The sequence below is a fragment of the Bradyrhizobium sp. Ghvi genome (assembly GCF_900115265.1).
GTDB lineage: Bacteria > Pseudomonadota > Alphaproteobacteria > Rhizobiales > Xanthobacteraceae > Bradyrhizobium.
On the sequence record NZ_FOVU01000002.1, the window covers coordinates 185104 to 199027 of the forward strand.

Below are 13924 nucleotides of genomic sequence, written 5' to 3' on the forward strand. Positions count from 1 at the left end.
CCTTAGATCAAGTCGTGGATGCCCGGGTCAAGCCCGGGCATGACGAATCATCGGCTCTGCCGCGCATGATAGGGCGAAAATAATACCCTACTCTGCCGGATTGGCCGGCGTCGAGACGTTGGTGCTGGTAGTTGCCTGCGAAGCCGCCGCCTTCTTCTCCACCATCGCCACCGAGATGATCGAGCCCTCATAGAGCGCAAGCAGCGGAATCGCCAGCGAGCACTGGCTGAGGATGTCAGGCGGCGTCAGGACCGCCGCGATGATGAAAGCCAGAACGATGAAATAGCGGCGCTTCTCGCGCAGCATCTTCGAGGTGATGATGCCGACCCGCCCGAGCAGCGTCAGGATCACCGGGAGCTGGAACGCGATGCCGAAGGCGAAAATCAGCGACATCATCAGCGACAGATATTCGCCGACCTTGGGCAGGAGCTGGATTTGCGCGGTTTCGTCACCGCCCATCTGCTGCATGCCAAGCGAGAAGCGCACCAGCATTGGCAGCACGACAAAGTAGACCAGCATCGCGCCCAGCACGAAGAAGAACGGGGTCGCGATCAGATACGGCAGGAAAGCCTGCTTCTCATGCTTGTAGAGGCCCGGCGCGACGAACTTGTAAATTTGCGTCGCGACAATCGGGAACGAGATGAAGCCGGCCCCGAACAGTGCGAGCTTCAGCTGCGTGATGAAATATTCCAGCAGCGCCGTGTAGATGAATTTCGAGTTCTCCGCGCCTGCGACCCACACGAAGGGCCAGACCAGCACGTTGTAGATTTGCTTGGCGAAGAAGAAGCAGAAGATGAACGCCACGCCGAAGCCGAGCAGCGCCTTGATCAGCCGCGAGCGCAGCTCGATCAGATGGTCCATCAGCGGGGCTTTGCTGGCCTCGATATCGGCGTCGCTCATGACGCTTTGGCGTCCTTGATCGCTTCGGATGGCGCGGTGTCCTGCGTCACCGGTGTCTGCTCGACCTCACGGGTGATGGCGAGCGGCTCGTTCATCGCTATCGCTGCATGCGCCTCGGCCTCCACGAAGGTCTCCGGCGTCGGTGCTTCAGGCGTGGTCGGGGTTGCTGGCGCTTCACTTGAAGTCGCAGGCGGTTCGACAGCAGCCGCCGTCGCAGTCTCGGCCGGCTTGTCGAGCGCATCGACGCGCAGCGCGTCGCTGACGTCCTTCTGGAGCGAGGTCATCAGACCACCGCTTGTGAAACCGCTGGCGGCCTCCTTGACCTCGTCAAAGCTCTTCTTGAGGTCGGCGATCTCCGCCTCGCGCATGGCTTCCTGGAACTGGCCCTGGAATTCGGCGGCCATCTTGCGAGCCTTGCCCATCCACTGTCCGACCATGCGCAGCACACCCGGCAGCTCTTTCGGGCCAATGGCGACCAGGGCCACGACCCCGATCAGAACCAGCTCACTCCAGCCGATGTCGAACATGACGTCTTCCGTTCACGCGAAGTCACCCATCGGCCCAATCCCTCACGCGCAGGATCGGTCCGCTTCCGGCGTCTCGTGTGCTCCTGGCTCAGACGGCCTTGCTGCCGACGTCGGACCGCGCCGCAGTCGGCGCCGCATTGTGCTCGATGGACTTCGACGGCTCCTGCTTCTCGGCAGGCTTGTCGTCGTCCTGCATGCCCTTCTTGAAGGCCTTGATGCCCTGCGCCACGTCGCCCATCAGATCCGAAATCTTGCCGCGGCCGAACAGCAGCAGGACCACTGCGATCACCAAGATCCAGTGCCAAATGCTAAGTGAACCCATCCTGCAACCCTCCAAACGCGCATGGCCGGGGCCCCGGCCGATCTTGACCGGAACGTAGGCTTCGCAGGCCTCAAAAACAAGGACCAAGGCAGCGCCAATTCGCTGTTGGCGCTACGCAATCTTGCTAGTGTTAATCGGTCGCAGAGGACCCGTAAAAGGCCGGAGGATCACTCCTCGCTTCCGCCCTCGCCGCCTTCATTGCCGCCCTCCGGCGGCGTCTCGGGCTCAACCGCAGGCGCCAGCGCCAGATCGAGCTCCTCGCCGGGTTCCAAGGGATCTTCGTCCTCACGCAACGCCGGGTCATCCGAGGGAGTCGGTACGCTGAAACCGGTCGGTAGACGCGAATCAAGAAGGCCCGTGCCCTTCAGCTCCTCAAGCCCCGGAAGATCGCCAAGCTGCTCCAGGGTGAATTGCGACAGGAACTCCTCGGTGGTTCCGAAAGTCAGCGGACGGCCGGGTGTCTTGCGGCGGCCCCGCGGCTTGATCCAACCGGTTTCCAGGAGCACGTCCAGCGTGCCCTTCGATGTCACGACGCCGCGGATTTCTTCGATCTCGGCACGCGTAACCGGCTGGTGATAGGCGATGATCGCCAGCACCTCGATCGCCGCGCGCGACAGCCGCCGGGTCTCGTGGCTCTCTCGCGTCATCAGCCAGGAGAGATCGCCGGCGGTGCGGAACGTCCACTTGTTAGCGACCCGCACGAGGTTCACGCCGCGCGAGGCATAGTCGGCCTGGAGCTGCTCGAGCGCAGCCTTGACGTCCACCCCCTCGGGCATGCGCTTGGCCAACGTCGCGGTATCCAGCGGTTCACTCGAGGCGAACAGCAGCGCTTCCAGCAGCCGCAATTCCTCGGGACGTGCCTGGGATTCGTTCTCCATCGGCTCGGCCTCTTCTACCCGCACTTCAGCCAGGCTTGCCATGGCAGCTTCTCCTTCTTGCACTTAACCGACCGGCGCATCAGGCGCAGGAGCTGCGTCCACGACCGGTTTCCCGCGCCCCTTGCGGAAGTAAATGGGCGCAAACGCCTCTTTCTGGTTCAGCTCGAGCTGACCTTCACGCACGAGCTCGAGCGCGGCGGCGAAGCTCGAGGCGAATACCGTCGCGCGCTGCGTCGGATCGGCGACGTGACGGATCAGGAAATCGTCGAGCACGCCCCAATCATCCTGTTCGGTGATGCTACCGACCAGCCGCTCCAGCGTGGCGCGCGCCTCGGCGAGCGACCACACCGTGCGCTTCGCCAGATGCACGCTGGCCAGCACGCGCGACTGGCGCTGCGAGGCATAGGCCGTGAGCAGGTCGTACAGCGTCGCGGTGTATTTCGGGTGCTTGATCTCTGCGATCTGCTCGGGCTCACCGCGCGGAAAAATGTCGCGCAGCAATTGCTGCCGGTTCATCAGCCGGTTGGCCGCTTCGCGAATGGCTTCGAGACGGCGCAGACGGTTAGCGAGCGCGGTGGCCATTTCCTCGGCGCTCGGCCCCTCCGCACTGGGCGGTTCCGGCAGCAGCAGGCGCGATTTCAGGAAGGCGAGCCAAGCCGCCATCACGAGATAATCGGCGGCAAGCTCCAGGCGAATCTTTCGCGCAGCTTCGATGAAGTGGAGATATTGATCGGCGAGCGCCAGGATCGAGATCTTGGCGAGGTCCACCTTCTGCTGGCGCGCCAGCGCCAGCAACAGATCGAGCGGCCCCTCATAGCCCTCGACGTCGACCACCAACGCCGGCTCGCCCTCGGCGAGCTCTGCGGGCCGCCCGGTTTCAAACGATAGAATTTCTGCAGTCATGTGGATGCCGTGGTTGCGGTCAATGCGTCCCATTGCGCATTGTCGTTGCTGTGAAGCGGCGCGCCGGCTGCGAACACGGCGCGGTTTCGTCCGTCAATGCTTCCCGCCAGCGCCTTCATCGGCACGTCACTACTCATTAACAAATCCTGGAACCCGACTGCGCTGCGAATCACCTGAGCAATCATTGTCGCAGAAGTCGTCCCTGGATGGACCGTGTCGGCGACGCCATCCACGGGAATGCTGAGACCCGCGAGACTGGCCGCGAGCGGCTGTCGCGCGGCCAATTCCCCAACATGCGCCGTGCCTTGGTCCGGACTCTCGAAGCTAAGCCTGAAGCAAATCGCGTCCCATCGGCATTGGGCACGGACAATCGACCGCCCAGCGGCGGTCAGTTCCGGTCCGGATACGCCGGTATTGAAAGCCCGCGTGCTCATAAGGGCCGATTAACCCTGCCCTAGGAGGGGGTCAAGGAAACCGCCGTTAATTCCTCTGGACGAAGCAGGCGGACAAGCCGGCGGACTTCAGGTGGTTGCAAGCCTGCGTTGCTTCCTCGACCGAACCATAGGGACCGGCGAAGGCGCGGTAGACGATGCCCTTGCCTTTGTCGGTTAGATCGACCCGCTTGATCACCGGCGAGCGGGATCCGAGCACGCTGCCATATTTACTCTGCAGCACCCGGTATGACGCGGCGGCGCTATCTTCGCTCTGCTGCGAGGACACCTGCACAACATAACCACCACCGCCGCTGCTTGCCGGCGCAATCTGCGTCGGATTGGTCGCGGCCATGCGCTGCGGCGGCTCGGCCGGCGCGGCTTGCGGCGCCAGCGAAAGCGGCTGATTGACACTGGCATTGGCGGAGGTCGGCGGTGTCCGGGGCGCGGCGATGGGCTTGGCTGGCGCGACCGGTTTGGCGGACGACGGCGCGGCGGCCTGCGGCGAAGTGCTGTCGGTTTGATCACCCTTCACAACCACGACCTTGACCGAGCGCGGCGCGGCGTTCGGCATCGTCCCGTTGCTCGGCACCGGACCGGCGCTCGGCGGCGGAACGGTGGACGGCGAAACGCTCGCAACCGGCGGCGGGTTGGCATTCTGGTTGAGCGGCGGGAAAATCACGCGGGGACCGGCTGCCTTGGCGTTGACGTCGACGGGGGCCTCCTCGCGCGGCACGATCTTTTCACTACCATCGCCGCTCACCATGCGGTCCGGTACCTTGGCCGAGGAATCCGACGGCGCCGGCACGATCTTGGTCGGCGTATTGTCGGCCTTGATGATCGGCGGCTCACCACTGCGGGGCGAACCGATATAGGTCTTGTAGGCAAAGGCCGCGCCAGTTCCGACCACGGCGAGCGCGAGGATCGCCGCAACCGTCATCATGCCGCCGCGCGACTTCCGCGGCTCGTCGAGATCGGCCTCGGGATAGTCGCTCTGGAACGCGTAAGGATCATCCGGATAGGCCGGCTCACGCTGAAAATCCTGTTCGCCCGCCTCGAGCCGCCCGTAGAGCGCATCATCATAGCGCGCCGGGTCGGGCTGCTCGTATGGCGCCTCGTGGGCCTGCTCTTGATGATAGGCTTGATCCCGATAGGCCTGATCCTGATAGGCCTGCGGCTGGTGATATTGCAGCTCGGAGGCAGCCGGCTGGGCAGAATAACGATGCAAGGGATGAACCGGATTTACGGCGACGGGATAGTCAGGCTCGGGCGCCGGCTGTGGCTGCACATTGGCGCGCCGCATCCATGAGGGCGGTCCCGGCTGAGGCGATGGTGCCGGCTCGGGATATTCCTGCTGATAGTCGTCCTGCGGATAGTCGTCTTCATGATGGGTCTGAGCCGGTGCGGGTGGTGCTGCCGGCCGGCCCTGCGCCGCGAATGGATCGGCCTGCCCGATCAGGCGCGCGAGCTCGGCCAAGGGATCGCTTTCCGCCTTGCCATGCTGGTTGCCACCGCGACCATAGTCATCGGAGGGGAACGGTCTGTCGTGATATCGATCGGCCATCGTGATGATGCGTCCCTTCGGGAAAGCCGCGCGCCCCTCGACCAAGGCACGGCTTTCGACCCACAAGGCTTTCAACCAAGTCTAAGCGATCCGGCTTCTGCCGGTACCCCCAACATTCCCCTTAAGTAGTTCGCCCCAAACTACCGCATCTCGTCCGGAGCATGGACGCCGAGGATGGCGAGGCCCGATGCCAGGACAGAGACGACGCCCTGGACCATGGCCAGCCGCGCCTTCGTAAGATCTGCATCATTATTGATAATGAAGCGTAAATAGGGCAAATCGCGCCCTTTCGTCCAAAGTGCGTGAAATTCGCTCGCTAAGTCATAGAGATAAAAGGCAATACGGTGCGGCTCGTGGGCCGCGGCGGCGGCTTCCAGCATCCGCGGATAAATTGCGAGGCGCTTAAGAAGATCGAGCTCGACGGGGTCCGACAGGCGTTCCACCGCCGACTCACTGAGCCAGGCGATCCGCTTCTCGGCATCCTCGGGCAGATCCGGGAACACCTCGGCCCGGGCGTTGCGGAAAATCGAGTGACCGCGGGCATGGCCGTACTGGACGTAGAACACCGGGTTGTCGCGGGACTGTTCCATGACCTTGGCGAGGTCGAAATCGAGCACTGCGTCGTTCTTGCGATAGAGCATCATGAAGCGGACGGCGTCCTGGCCGACTTCATCCACCACCTCACGCAAGGTGACGAAGTCCCCGCTCCGCTTGGACATTTTCACGGGCTCGCCGTTGCGCAAGAGCTTCACGAGCTGGACGATCTTGACGTCGAGCGATCCCTTGCCCGAGGTCGTCGCCTTCACCGCCGCCTGCATCCGCTTGATGTAGCCGCCGTGATCGGCGCCCCAGACGTCGATCATCTCCGCAAAGCCGCGGTCGAACTTATTCTTGTGGTAGGCGATGTCGGAGGCGAAGTAGGTGTAGGAATTGTCCGACTTGATCAGTGGGCGGTCGACGTCGTCGCCGTAGGCGGTCGCCTTGAACAGCAGCTGCTCGCGGTCTTCCCAATCCTCGACCGGCGCGCCCTTCGGGGGCGGCAGGCGGCCTTCGTAGATGTCGCCCTTGGCCTTCAGGAAATCGATGGTCTCGGCAACCTTGTTGTTGCCGGACTCGATCAGCGAACGCTCCGAGAAGAACACGTCGTGGCGGATGTTGAGAGCGGCGAGATCGTCCTTGATCTCGTCCATCATCATCGCGATCGCCTTGGCGCGAACCGTCGGCAACCACTCGGCCTCGCTCATTGTGAGGAGCTTGTCGCCGTACTCCTTCGCCAGCGCCTGCCCGACCGGCTTCAGATAGTCGCCGGGATAGAGCCCTTCCGGGATCGCGCCGATGTCCTCGCCGAGTGCCTCGCGATATCGGAGGAATGCGGAGCGTGCGAGCACGTCGACCTGGGCGCCGGCGTCGTTGATGTAGTATTCGCGCGTAACGTCATGGCCGCCGAATTGGAGCAGGCTCGCAAGCGCGTCCCCGAACACGGCGCCACGGCAATGGCCGACATGCATCGGCCCGGTCGGATTGGCTGAGACATATTCGACATTGACCTTGGAGCCGCCACGCACGCGACCGTAATCGGCCCCTTCCCGGAGCACCGTCCGCAGCGCCTCCGCCCAGGCGGCGGGCTTGAGCGTCAGGTTGATGAAGCCGGGACCGGCGACATCGACCTTGGCGATCAGCGCATCGGCACGCAGCCGCGCGGCGATCTGCTCCGCGAGATCGCGGGGCTTGGCCTTCGCCTCTTTCGCCAGCACCATGGCGGCATTGGTCGCCATATCGCCATGGGCGGCGTCGCGGGGCGGCTCGACCACTACGCGCGAGACATCAATGCCTGCGGGCCAATTAGCGTCCGCCGCGAGAGCGCGGCAAGCGGCGTGCACGCGTGCGAGCACGTCGGCGAACAGATGCGGGGCTGAGGATGTCTGGGGCATGGCCGCCGCCTAACGCAAATCCGGGGTCGAGTCAAAGAGCCGCTGGTGCTCGGTCAAGGCGAAACGGTCGGTCATTCCGGCAATGAAATTGCCGATCCGGCGGGCCCGGTCGCCCTCATTGTCCGCCTCCGCCCCCACCAGCCATTCCGGCGGCAAATCGGCCGGCGATGCCAGGTATTTCGCGAACAGGTCGAACACGATCTGTTCCGCTTCGGCCATCACCCGCATCACCCGCTTGTGCCGGTACATGTGCCCGTAGAGGAAGGTCTTGATGGCGGCCTCCTCTTCGGCGACATCAGGCGGAAACGCGACCAGCGCCCGGCCCTGCTGGCGCACGTCCTGGGCCGATTGCGGGCGGACGGCAGCGATGTTCTTCTGCGCCTCCGCGAACACCGCGCCGATCAGATGCGAGATCAATTCGCGCACCAGCTCAGCCCCTCGCCTGACATCTTCGAGATCGGGATAGTGCGCCGAGGTCTCAGCGATGATCTCCGCCGTGAGCGGCATCACCTTGAGATCGTCGAGATGGAACAGCCCGGCGCGCAGGCCGTCATCGATGTCATGGGCGTCGTAGGCGATGTCGTCGGCAATCGCGGCGACCTGCGCCTCCAGCGAGGCGAAGCTCCACAATTCGAGGTCATAGATCTTGATGAAGTCGGCAATGCCGACGGGAACGCCGTGCTCGCGATAGCGGCCGACCGGTGCGCCGCTGCGATCGGTCAGCGGGCCGTTGTGCTTGACGATGCCCTCGAGCGACTCCCAGGTCAGGTTCAGCCCGTCGAACTCAGGATAGCGGTGCTCCAGCGAGCCGACGACACGGAGCGCCTGGGCATTGTGGTCGAAGCCGCCGAAATCCTTCAGGCAGGCATCCAGCGCCCGCTCGCCGGCATGGCCGAACGGCGGATGGCCGAGATCGTGGGCAAGCGCCAGGGTTTCGGTGAGGTCTTCATCCAGCCCGAGCTGACGAGCCAATGCGCGGGCGATCTGGGCCACCTCCAGCGAGTGGGTCAGCCGTGTCCGGTAATGGTCGCCCTCGTGGAACACGAACACCTGAGTCTTGTACTTCAGGCGGCGGAACGCGGTGGAATGGATCACGCGGTCGCAATCGCGCCGGAACGGGCTGCGGGTCCGGCTCGGCGGCTCGGCGACCAGCCGGCCGCGGCTGCGATCGGGATCGCAGGCATAGGGCGCGCGGGGGGCTGCCATTCCGACGGACACGACGAATTTAGTCCCTATCCATTTGATTCTGCGTATCCTTGCACTTAACTATGCCGGACGCGGGATACCAAATGAATTGGCTATGACGCGGACGACGACCGGAGACGAGCTATGACCACCCCTGTGACCATCAGTGACCGCGCCGCACGCCGGATCGGGGAGATCCTCAAGGGCGAAGGCGCTGGCGCGATGCTGCGCATCTCGGTCGAGGGCGGCGGCTGTTCCGGTTTCCAGTACAAGTTCGACATCGACCGCGACCGCACCGACGACGATCTCGTCATCGAGCAGGACAATGCCGTGGTGCTGGTCGATTCCGCCTCGCAGCCGTTCCTGGCTGGCTCGCAGGTCGATTTCGTCGACGACCTGATCGGTGCCTCGTTCCGCGTCAACAATCCCAACGCGACCGCGTCCTGCGGCTGCGGTACCAGCTTCTCGATCTAGCCCCACTCAAAATCTGCAAAACAACCCCATGCACAGTAGCCGGGACGCCGGCGGGTGAATTTCGGCTTTTGCGAATACCGTTTGACCCGTCGGGCAAAACAGGGGTAAGGTGTAATCATCGCGAGGTCCTCAAGACGGGGAGTTCGACGGGACACACCCTGGGCAAGGCTCGCTACAGCCTGATGCCGAAGCGGCTCTGCCTCGCCATTCCTTCGAGCATTTTGGAATCTCGTCAGCGGCCCCAATAGCGGTAGCAATCATCCAATGCACATTTTCGATCGCCTGTTCTGTTGCCTTTTCCTTTTCCTCACAATCGCAACCGTCCCGGCGCCTTCCGTGCACGCTGCCGAAACCTGCCCGTTCATCAGTGCCCAGGAGCTGGCCGGCACGATGCCGGCACTCAAATGGTCGTTGATCTCAAATCAAGACGGTCGCGGCTGCATCTACCAGGCCGGGCGCGGCGACACGATGATGTTGACCGTGTTTCGCAATCCCGACAAGGACCGCGCCAGGGAATTGTACGCGACTTTCGTCAAGACGCTCAGTGAACGCATGCCGCTGACCGCGGTATCCGGGATCGGCGAGGAAGGCCAGCGGGGGACGTCCGCTGCCGACGCGCAGCGCCAGGAGGCCTCGGTCGTCGCCTTGTCCGGCGATTACATTCTGCAAGTGAGCGTCTATCCGATCGGCCGGCGCGCCGACGAGACGCTGCTCGGACCGGTCACCGAAGTCGCCCGCGTTGCCGTCGGAAATATGAGCAAGACGAGCGAGCGGTTCGGGGATTGCGAATGGCTTACGCCTGCGGATGCCGATGGCTTCCTCGACAAGAGCACGCTTCAGGTCCAGCGGACCGGTGCGCGCAGCTGCATGATGTTCGATCGCGAGGCCAACACCATGGTCGTCGCTGTCATCGCGACCTCGCGCGACACCGCTGTCGGCATGATGAAGCGCCCGGGCCCCTGCCAACATGTAGCGATCCCCGAGCTCGGCAGGGAAGCGTTCGGCGAGCATTCCTGCACCAAGGGCAACGGCAACGCCGTCAACATCTTTGTCTGGAAGAACGGCAGGCAGGCGTCGATCCTGTTCGCACCGGTCAAGCCGCATCCGGAGTCCGGCTCGGTTGAGCAACTGAAGGCGGTCGCCGCGCGCGTCTATGGGAAGCTGTGACAGCGCCGCGTGGGCTGTTATTCAATCCCCCGCAAGCTTCTGTCCGACCGCGTAAAGCCTGCAATCTTCGCCGCGCGAATTGATCTTGCATTTCATCAAGGCAGGCTCGCGCGCCTCGAGAGCTGTGCGGCCAAATCCAGTCCCGCAGTGACCGCCCGTGCTCACCGCGAAGGCCTTGGCATCATCGGGATTGGCGAGGTAGCCCGCGAACGATTCCTGGCACGCGGCGACAGCCCCCGGCGGGATTGGTAGCTGCGCGAACAACGGCGCCTCCATGACAGTCCTGGCTGGAAGACCCAACTTTTCAAGAAAGCGGTCGACGGACGGAAACCAATTATCTGCCGGCGCGAGCATGACGGTATTGTGGCCGTTCGGTTCGAAAGGAGGCAGCAATTGCAACTGCGCAGGCGCACCGCCAACGCCGTAGGCCGCGAACATGCGCCGGGCCAAGTCTGGACCGTAGAATTGATCGTTCTCAGCATAAAGCCAAAGCATGGGGATACGGGCCGTGCGCCCCAATGCTGCGACTGTATCGACCAGATGATCAGGCGAGCAAGGTTGGTTGGGTGCGGAGAAGCTATTCCGGCCGCCATCAAAATTCACGGCGCCGACGACACCCGGTATGTTCTGTGCGGCGACGCCCATCACAGAGAGCCCCCCAACCGAGTGACCGAGCAAGACAATATGCTCAGGGTCGACCCAGGGCTCATGACGCAATGAAACGAGCGCCGCAACGATATCGTCGCTGGCAGCGCGCACGGCCGGAAGATAGTCGCAGGTCTGCCGCGCAGACTCTGAGAACCCTCCCCCGGATCGGCCATAGCCACGACGCATGATCGAGACCACTGCATATCCTCGCTGCGCGAAGGCGACGGCCGCCTTGCTGTAGTCGACGGGAGAGCGGTTGAGGAGTGCAGTGAAGAATTCCTCGCCGAAGCCATGAGGCATTCCGTGATTGATGACAACGAGAGGAAATTTGCCGGGGCGATCAGGACGAATGACGAAGCTTTCCAGCAACACTTTGTTGCCGGAAATCACGACAGGCAACATCATGTGTGCGCTCATTAGCGGCGCGTCGTCGGCGCGGGCGGAGGCCGTGAACAAGATGAGAAGCAGGACAAGGATGCGCATGACGGCGCAAGGTAACACGGTGCCTTCGAATTGCCTGCGTCCGGCCCACCGGTGCGACACGCATATTCATGCACGGCGTTAACGCCTATGCCCCCGTCATCTGCCTTTCCTCGTCGGTCCATTCCACCTCAACAGGCATCAGATCCGGCTGGAGCGGCGCGTCCTCCGTCATCACGTGCCCATCCAGCGCGCGCAGCAAGGCTGCGGCCAGTGCGGGCTTGCGCAGCGGCTTGGCGAGGAAATCCGACATGCCGGCCTCGCGGCAGATTTTGACATCCTCAGGGAAGGCATTGGCGGTCAGCGCGATGATCGGTAAGGCCGCGAAGCGCCCTCCTTCGGCGCGGATCGCGCGGGTCGCGGCGAGGCCGTCCATCTCGGGCATGCGGACGTCCATCAGCACGACGTCGCAATCGCCTTCGGACACGGCGGCGATAGCCTCGACGCCGTCGGCAACGACCCGCAGCTCGACATCGAAGGTGCCCAACATCTTGCTCACGACCATGCGGTTGACGGCGTCGTCCTCCGCGACCACCACCTTCAGCGGCCGGTCGAGGCTCGCAATGCGGGCCTTGAGCTCGTCGACCTCGTCGCGACCAGCGTCCCGGTCCGATGTCTGCGCCGGGCTCCACGGCAACACCAGCGTAAAGCGGAAGGTCGAGCCCTCGCCCGGCGTCGAGGTGACGCCGATGGTGCCGCCCATCTGCTCGATGATGCGCCTTGAGATTGCAAGGCCAAGGCCGGTGCCGCCGAAGCGGCGGCTGATCGAGGCATCAGCCTGCGCGAAGTCGGAGAACAGCTGGCCGAGCTTCTCGGGCGCGATGCCGATGCCGCTGTCGGTCACGGTCCATTCGACGGTCGCGAGCAGGTCGCGGCGCGCCTGGCAGATGGCCTTGATCGTGACCTCGCCATGGTCGGTGAACTTCACCGCATTGGAGGCGAGATTGAGCAGCACCTGCCGGATGCGCGCGACATCGCCGCGCAGTGTCGGCGGCAGGTTCGGATCCAGCTCGACGTTGACGGCGAGCCCCCTACCTTTGGCGCTCGCGCGCACGACGGTCGCAACCGTCTCGACCAGCGCTTGCGGCGCAAAATCGATCACCTCGAACTGGAAGCGTCCGGCCTCGAGCTTGGAGAGGTCGAGGATGTCGTTGAGGATGCGCTGGAGGTTGTCGCCGGACTCGCGGATCGTGGTGACGGCCTCGCGCTGCTCCGGATCTAGGTTGGTTTCGAGCAGCATGCCGGCGAGCCCGAGCACGCCGTTCATGGGCGTGCGGATCTCGTGGCTCATCACGGCGAGGAAATCCGACTTCGCGCGGCTCTCGGCTTCGGCCTTCTCGGCGCGCCAGCGTTCGGTGACGTCCCGGCCGAAGCCGCGATAGCCGAGAAACTGGCCGTCGCGGTCATAGGCGGGCTTCGCGGTCAGCGACCACAGCCGCGCCTCGCCGCCGGTGACGACCTTGAGGTTCATCTCGTGCAGCGGCTCGCCATGCTCCATCAGGCCGACGACGTTGTAGGCCGCCGCCTTGTCCTCGGGGCAGAGCATGTCGAGCACGTCGGCGAAGGGCGACCCCTTCAGCAGCGGAAGCGGCAATTGCGCGACGTCGGCGAAGCGTTGCGGCACGTCCGTCAGACGCCCTTCGGCATCGGTCTGCCACAGCCAGTCGCTGGCGTTCTCCTGAAAATCCTTCAGCAGCAGCGAGATGATCTCGGTCTGACGTTCGAGCTCGAGGTGGGCCTTCAGATTGCCGAGAAACAGATTGCCTTGGGAGACGATGTTGCGCGCCATGAAGAACGCGAACAGCAGCAGGAACACCGCCGTCACCAGATACGGCCCGGTGCCGCACAGCAACAGCGCGCCGGCGCAGGCGATCGTCATGGTGGCGAGATAGACGAGGCCGGCCCGCGGGAAGGTCGACAGCGTGAAGGCGCCGCCGGACATCATGCCGACCATCAGACAGGCGAGGATGAGCTGGCCGGTCGGCTCTATCAGGCTGAACAAGGCGAGCGGCAGCGTGCCCCAGGTTGCGGCGATGAAGAATGCCTGCCGCAATATGCGGCGCGTCGCGCGCGGCGAAGCCTCCTGCGGCGGATTGCGATGCGACCGCCGCCACGCGAGCACGGCGAGCGAAGCGGTGACGGCGAGGGTCATGCCCCAAATGGCGAGGAAGTCGTTCCAGCCCCTGCCCCAGAACAGGATCAGCACGATGCCGACGTTGAGCATGGTGACGGCCATGGTCACCGGGACGGCCTTCGTCACTGCATCGATCTGCTTGGCGCGGATCCGGCGCAGGTCGCGCTCGCTGAGATCGGCGGTGAGGCCGTCCTCGATCTCGAAGCCACCGAGCCAGTACAGGAACGCGCCGACCATCCCCTCGCGCGGCTCAGCTCGTTGTGAAGTCTTGACCAGCCATCCCATCCCAAGGAACCTTTTCCGTATCAATTACCTACGGCCGGCTTAAGCGGGGTTAATTTTGTGGGAGATTTTGCGGCGTCCTTGACGGGCGCGTTGGC

The 13924-nt window shown here is 63.9% G+C and carries 13 protein-coding genes; 2 read left to right on the forward strand and 11 right to left on the reverse strand.

Annotation, left to right across the window (positions count from 1 at the left end; all coding sequences use genetic code 11):
• Positions 1 to 87: 87 nt before the first annotated feature.
• The 9 genes from tatC to BM374_RS07610 form a co-directional block, all read right to left on the reverse strand.
• On the reverse strand, positions 88 to 900 hold the full coding sequence (gene tatC / locus BM374_RS07570) for a twin-arginine translocase subunit TatC (protein WP_092290620.1): 813 nt from the start codon (positions 898 to 900) through the stop codon (positions 88 to 90).
• Positions 897 to 1427, reverse strand: a complete 531-nt coding sequence (gene tatB / locus BM374_RS07575) for a Sec-independent protein translocase protein TatB (RefSeq protein ID WP_092290622.1) — start codon at positions 1425 to 1427, stop codon at positions 897 to 899. The genes tatC and tatB overlap by 4 nt, the downstream gene beginning before the upstream one ends.
• Positions 1428 to 1515: 88 nt before the next feature.
• Positions 1516 to 1749, reverse strand: coding sequence for a twin-arginine translocase TatA/TatE family subunit (locus BM374_RS07580; RefSeq protein ID WP_027529733.1), 234 nt, complete (start codon positions 1747 to 1749; stop codon positions 1516 to 1518).
• A 167-nt stretch (positions 1750 to 1916) separates the two neighbouring features.
• Positions 1917 to 2669: an SMC-Scp complex subunit ScpB gene (gene scpB, locus BM374_RS07585; protein ID WP_177248165.1), complete on the reverse strand. Its 753-nt coding sequence runs from the start codon at positions 2667 to 2669 to the stop codon at positions 1917 to 1919.
• A gap of 21 nt (positions 2670 to 2690) precedes the next feature.
• On the reverse strand, positions 2691 to 3530 hold the full coding sequence (locus BM374_RS07590; protein ID WP_092290626.1) for a segregation and condensation protein A: 840 nt from the start codon (positions 3528 to 3530) through the stop codon (positions 2691 to 2693).
• Positions 3527 to 3964: a hypothetical protein gene (locus tag BM374_RS38465; protein WP_092290628.1), complete on the reverse strand. Its 438-nt coding sequence runs from the start codon at positions 3962 to 3964 to the stop codon at positions 3527 to 3529. The genes BM374_RS07590 and BM374_RS38465 overlap by 4 nt, the downstream gene beginning before the upstream one ends.
• Positions 3965 to 4010: 46 nt before the next feature.
• Positions 4011 to 5525, reverse strand: coding sequence for an SPOR domain-containing protein (locus BM374_RS07600; RefSeq protein WP_092291834.1), 1515 nt, complete (start codon positions 5523 to 5525; stop codon positions 4011 to 4013).
• 140 nt (positions 5526 to 5665) lie between these two features.
• Positions 5666 to 7456 carry an arginine--tRNA ligase gene (gene argS, locus BM374_RS07605; RefSeq protein WP_092290630.1) on the reverse strand — a complete coding sequence of 597 codons (1791 nt, stop codon included), beginning with the start codon at positions 7454 to 7456 and terminating at the stop codon, positions 5666 to 5668.
• A gap of 9 nt (positions 7457 to 7465) precedes the next feature.
• A complete protein-coding gene (locus tag BM374_RS07610) occupies positions 7466 to 8674 on the reverse strand; it encodes a deoxyguanosinetriphosphate triphosphohydrolase (protein ID WP_092290632.1) in 1209 nt (402 codons plus the stop codon).
• Positions 8675 to 8785: 111 nt separating this feature from the next.
• On the opposite strand from BM374_RS07610, the gene erpA reads away from it, so the two are divergent.
• Complete coding sequence (gene erpA / locus BM374_RS07615; protein WP_092290634.1) at positions 8786 to 9115, forward strand: iron-sulfur cluster insertion protein ErpA; 330 nt, start codon at positions 8786 to 8788, stop codon at positions 9113 to 9115.
• 264 nt (positions 9116 to 9379) lie between these two features.
• Positions 9380 to 10282, forward strand: a complete 903-nt coding sequence (locus BM374_RS07620; RefSeq protein WP_092290636.1) for a hypothetical protein — start codon at positions 9380 to 9382, stop codon at positions 10280 to 10282.
• 21 nt (positions 10283 to 10303) lie between these two features.
• Here BM374_RS07620 and BM374_RS07625 read toward each other — a convergent pair whose 3' ends face one another.
• Entirely contained in the window at positions 10304 to 11413 is a 1110-nt protein-coding gene (locus BM374_RS07625) for a dienelactone hydrolase family protein (RefSeq protein ID WP_092290638.1), read from the reverse strand.
• Positions 11414 to 11498: 85 nt separating this feature from the next.
• A complete protein-coding gene (locus BM374_RS07630; protein ID WP_092290640.1) occupies positions 11499 to 13829 on the reverse strand; it encodes a hybrid sensor histidine kinase/response regulator in 2331 nt (776 codons plus the stop codon).
• Between the last annotated feature and the right edge of the window lie 95 nt (positions 13830 to 13924).

Bases quoted from the DNA above. Each gene is read 5' to 3' on its own strand.
- tatC (WP_092290620.1), bottom strand. From the start codon at position 900: ATGAGCGACGCCGATATCGAGGCCAGCAAAGCCCCGCTGATGGACCAT.
- tatB (WP_092290622.1), bottom strand. From the start codon at position 1,427: ATGTTCGACATCGGCTGGAGTGAGCTGGTTCTGATCGGGGTCGTGGCC.
- BM374_RS07580 (WP_027529733.1), bottom strand. From the start codon at position 1,749: ATGGGTTCACTTAGCATTTGGCACTGGATCTTGGTGATCGCAGTGGTC.
- scpB (WP_177248165.1), bottom strand. From the start codon at position 2,669: ATGGCAAGCCTGGCTGAAGTGCGGGTAGAAGAGGCCGAGCCGATGGAG.
- BM374_RS07590 (WP_092290626.1), bottom strand. From the start codon at position 3,530: ATGACTGCAGAAATTCTATCGTTTGAAACCGGGCGGCCCGCAGAGCTC.
- BM374_RS38465 (WP_092290628.1), bottom strand. From the start codon at position 3,964: ATGAGCACGCGGGCTTTCAATACCGGCGTATCCGGACCGGAACTGACC.
- BM374_RS07600 (WP_092291834.1), bottom strand. From the start codon at position 5,525: ATGGCCGATCGATATCACGACAGACCGTTCCCCTCCGATGACTATGGT.
- argS (WP_092290630.1), bottom strand. From the start codon at position 7,456: ATGCCCCAGACATCCTCAGCCCCGCATCTGTTCGCCGACGTGCTCGCA.
- erpA (WP_092290634.1), top strand. From the start codon at position 8,786: ATGACCACCCCTGTGACCATCAGTGACCGCGCCGCACGCCGGATCGGG.
- BM374_RS07620 (WP_092290636.1), top strand. From the start codon at position 9,380: ATGCACATTTTCGATCGCCTGTTCTGTTGCCTTTTCCTTTTCCTCACA.
- BM374_RS07625 (WP_092290638.1), bottom strand. From the start codon at position 11,413: ATGCGCATCCTTGTCCTGCTTCTCATCTTGTTCACGGCCTCCGCCCGC.
- BM374_RS07630 (WP_092290640.1), bottom strand. From the start codon at position 13,829: ATGGGATGGCTGGTCAAGACTTCACAACGAGCTGAGCCGCGCGAGGGG.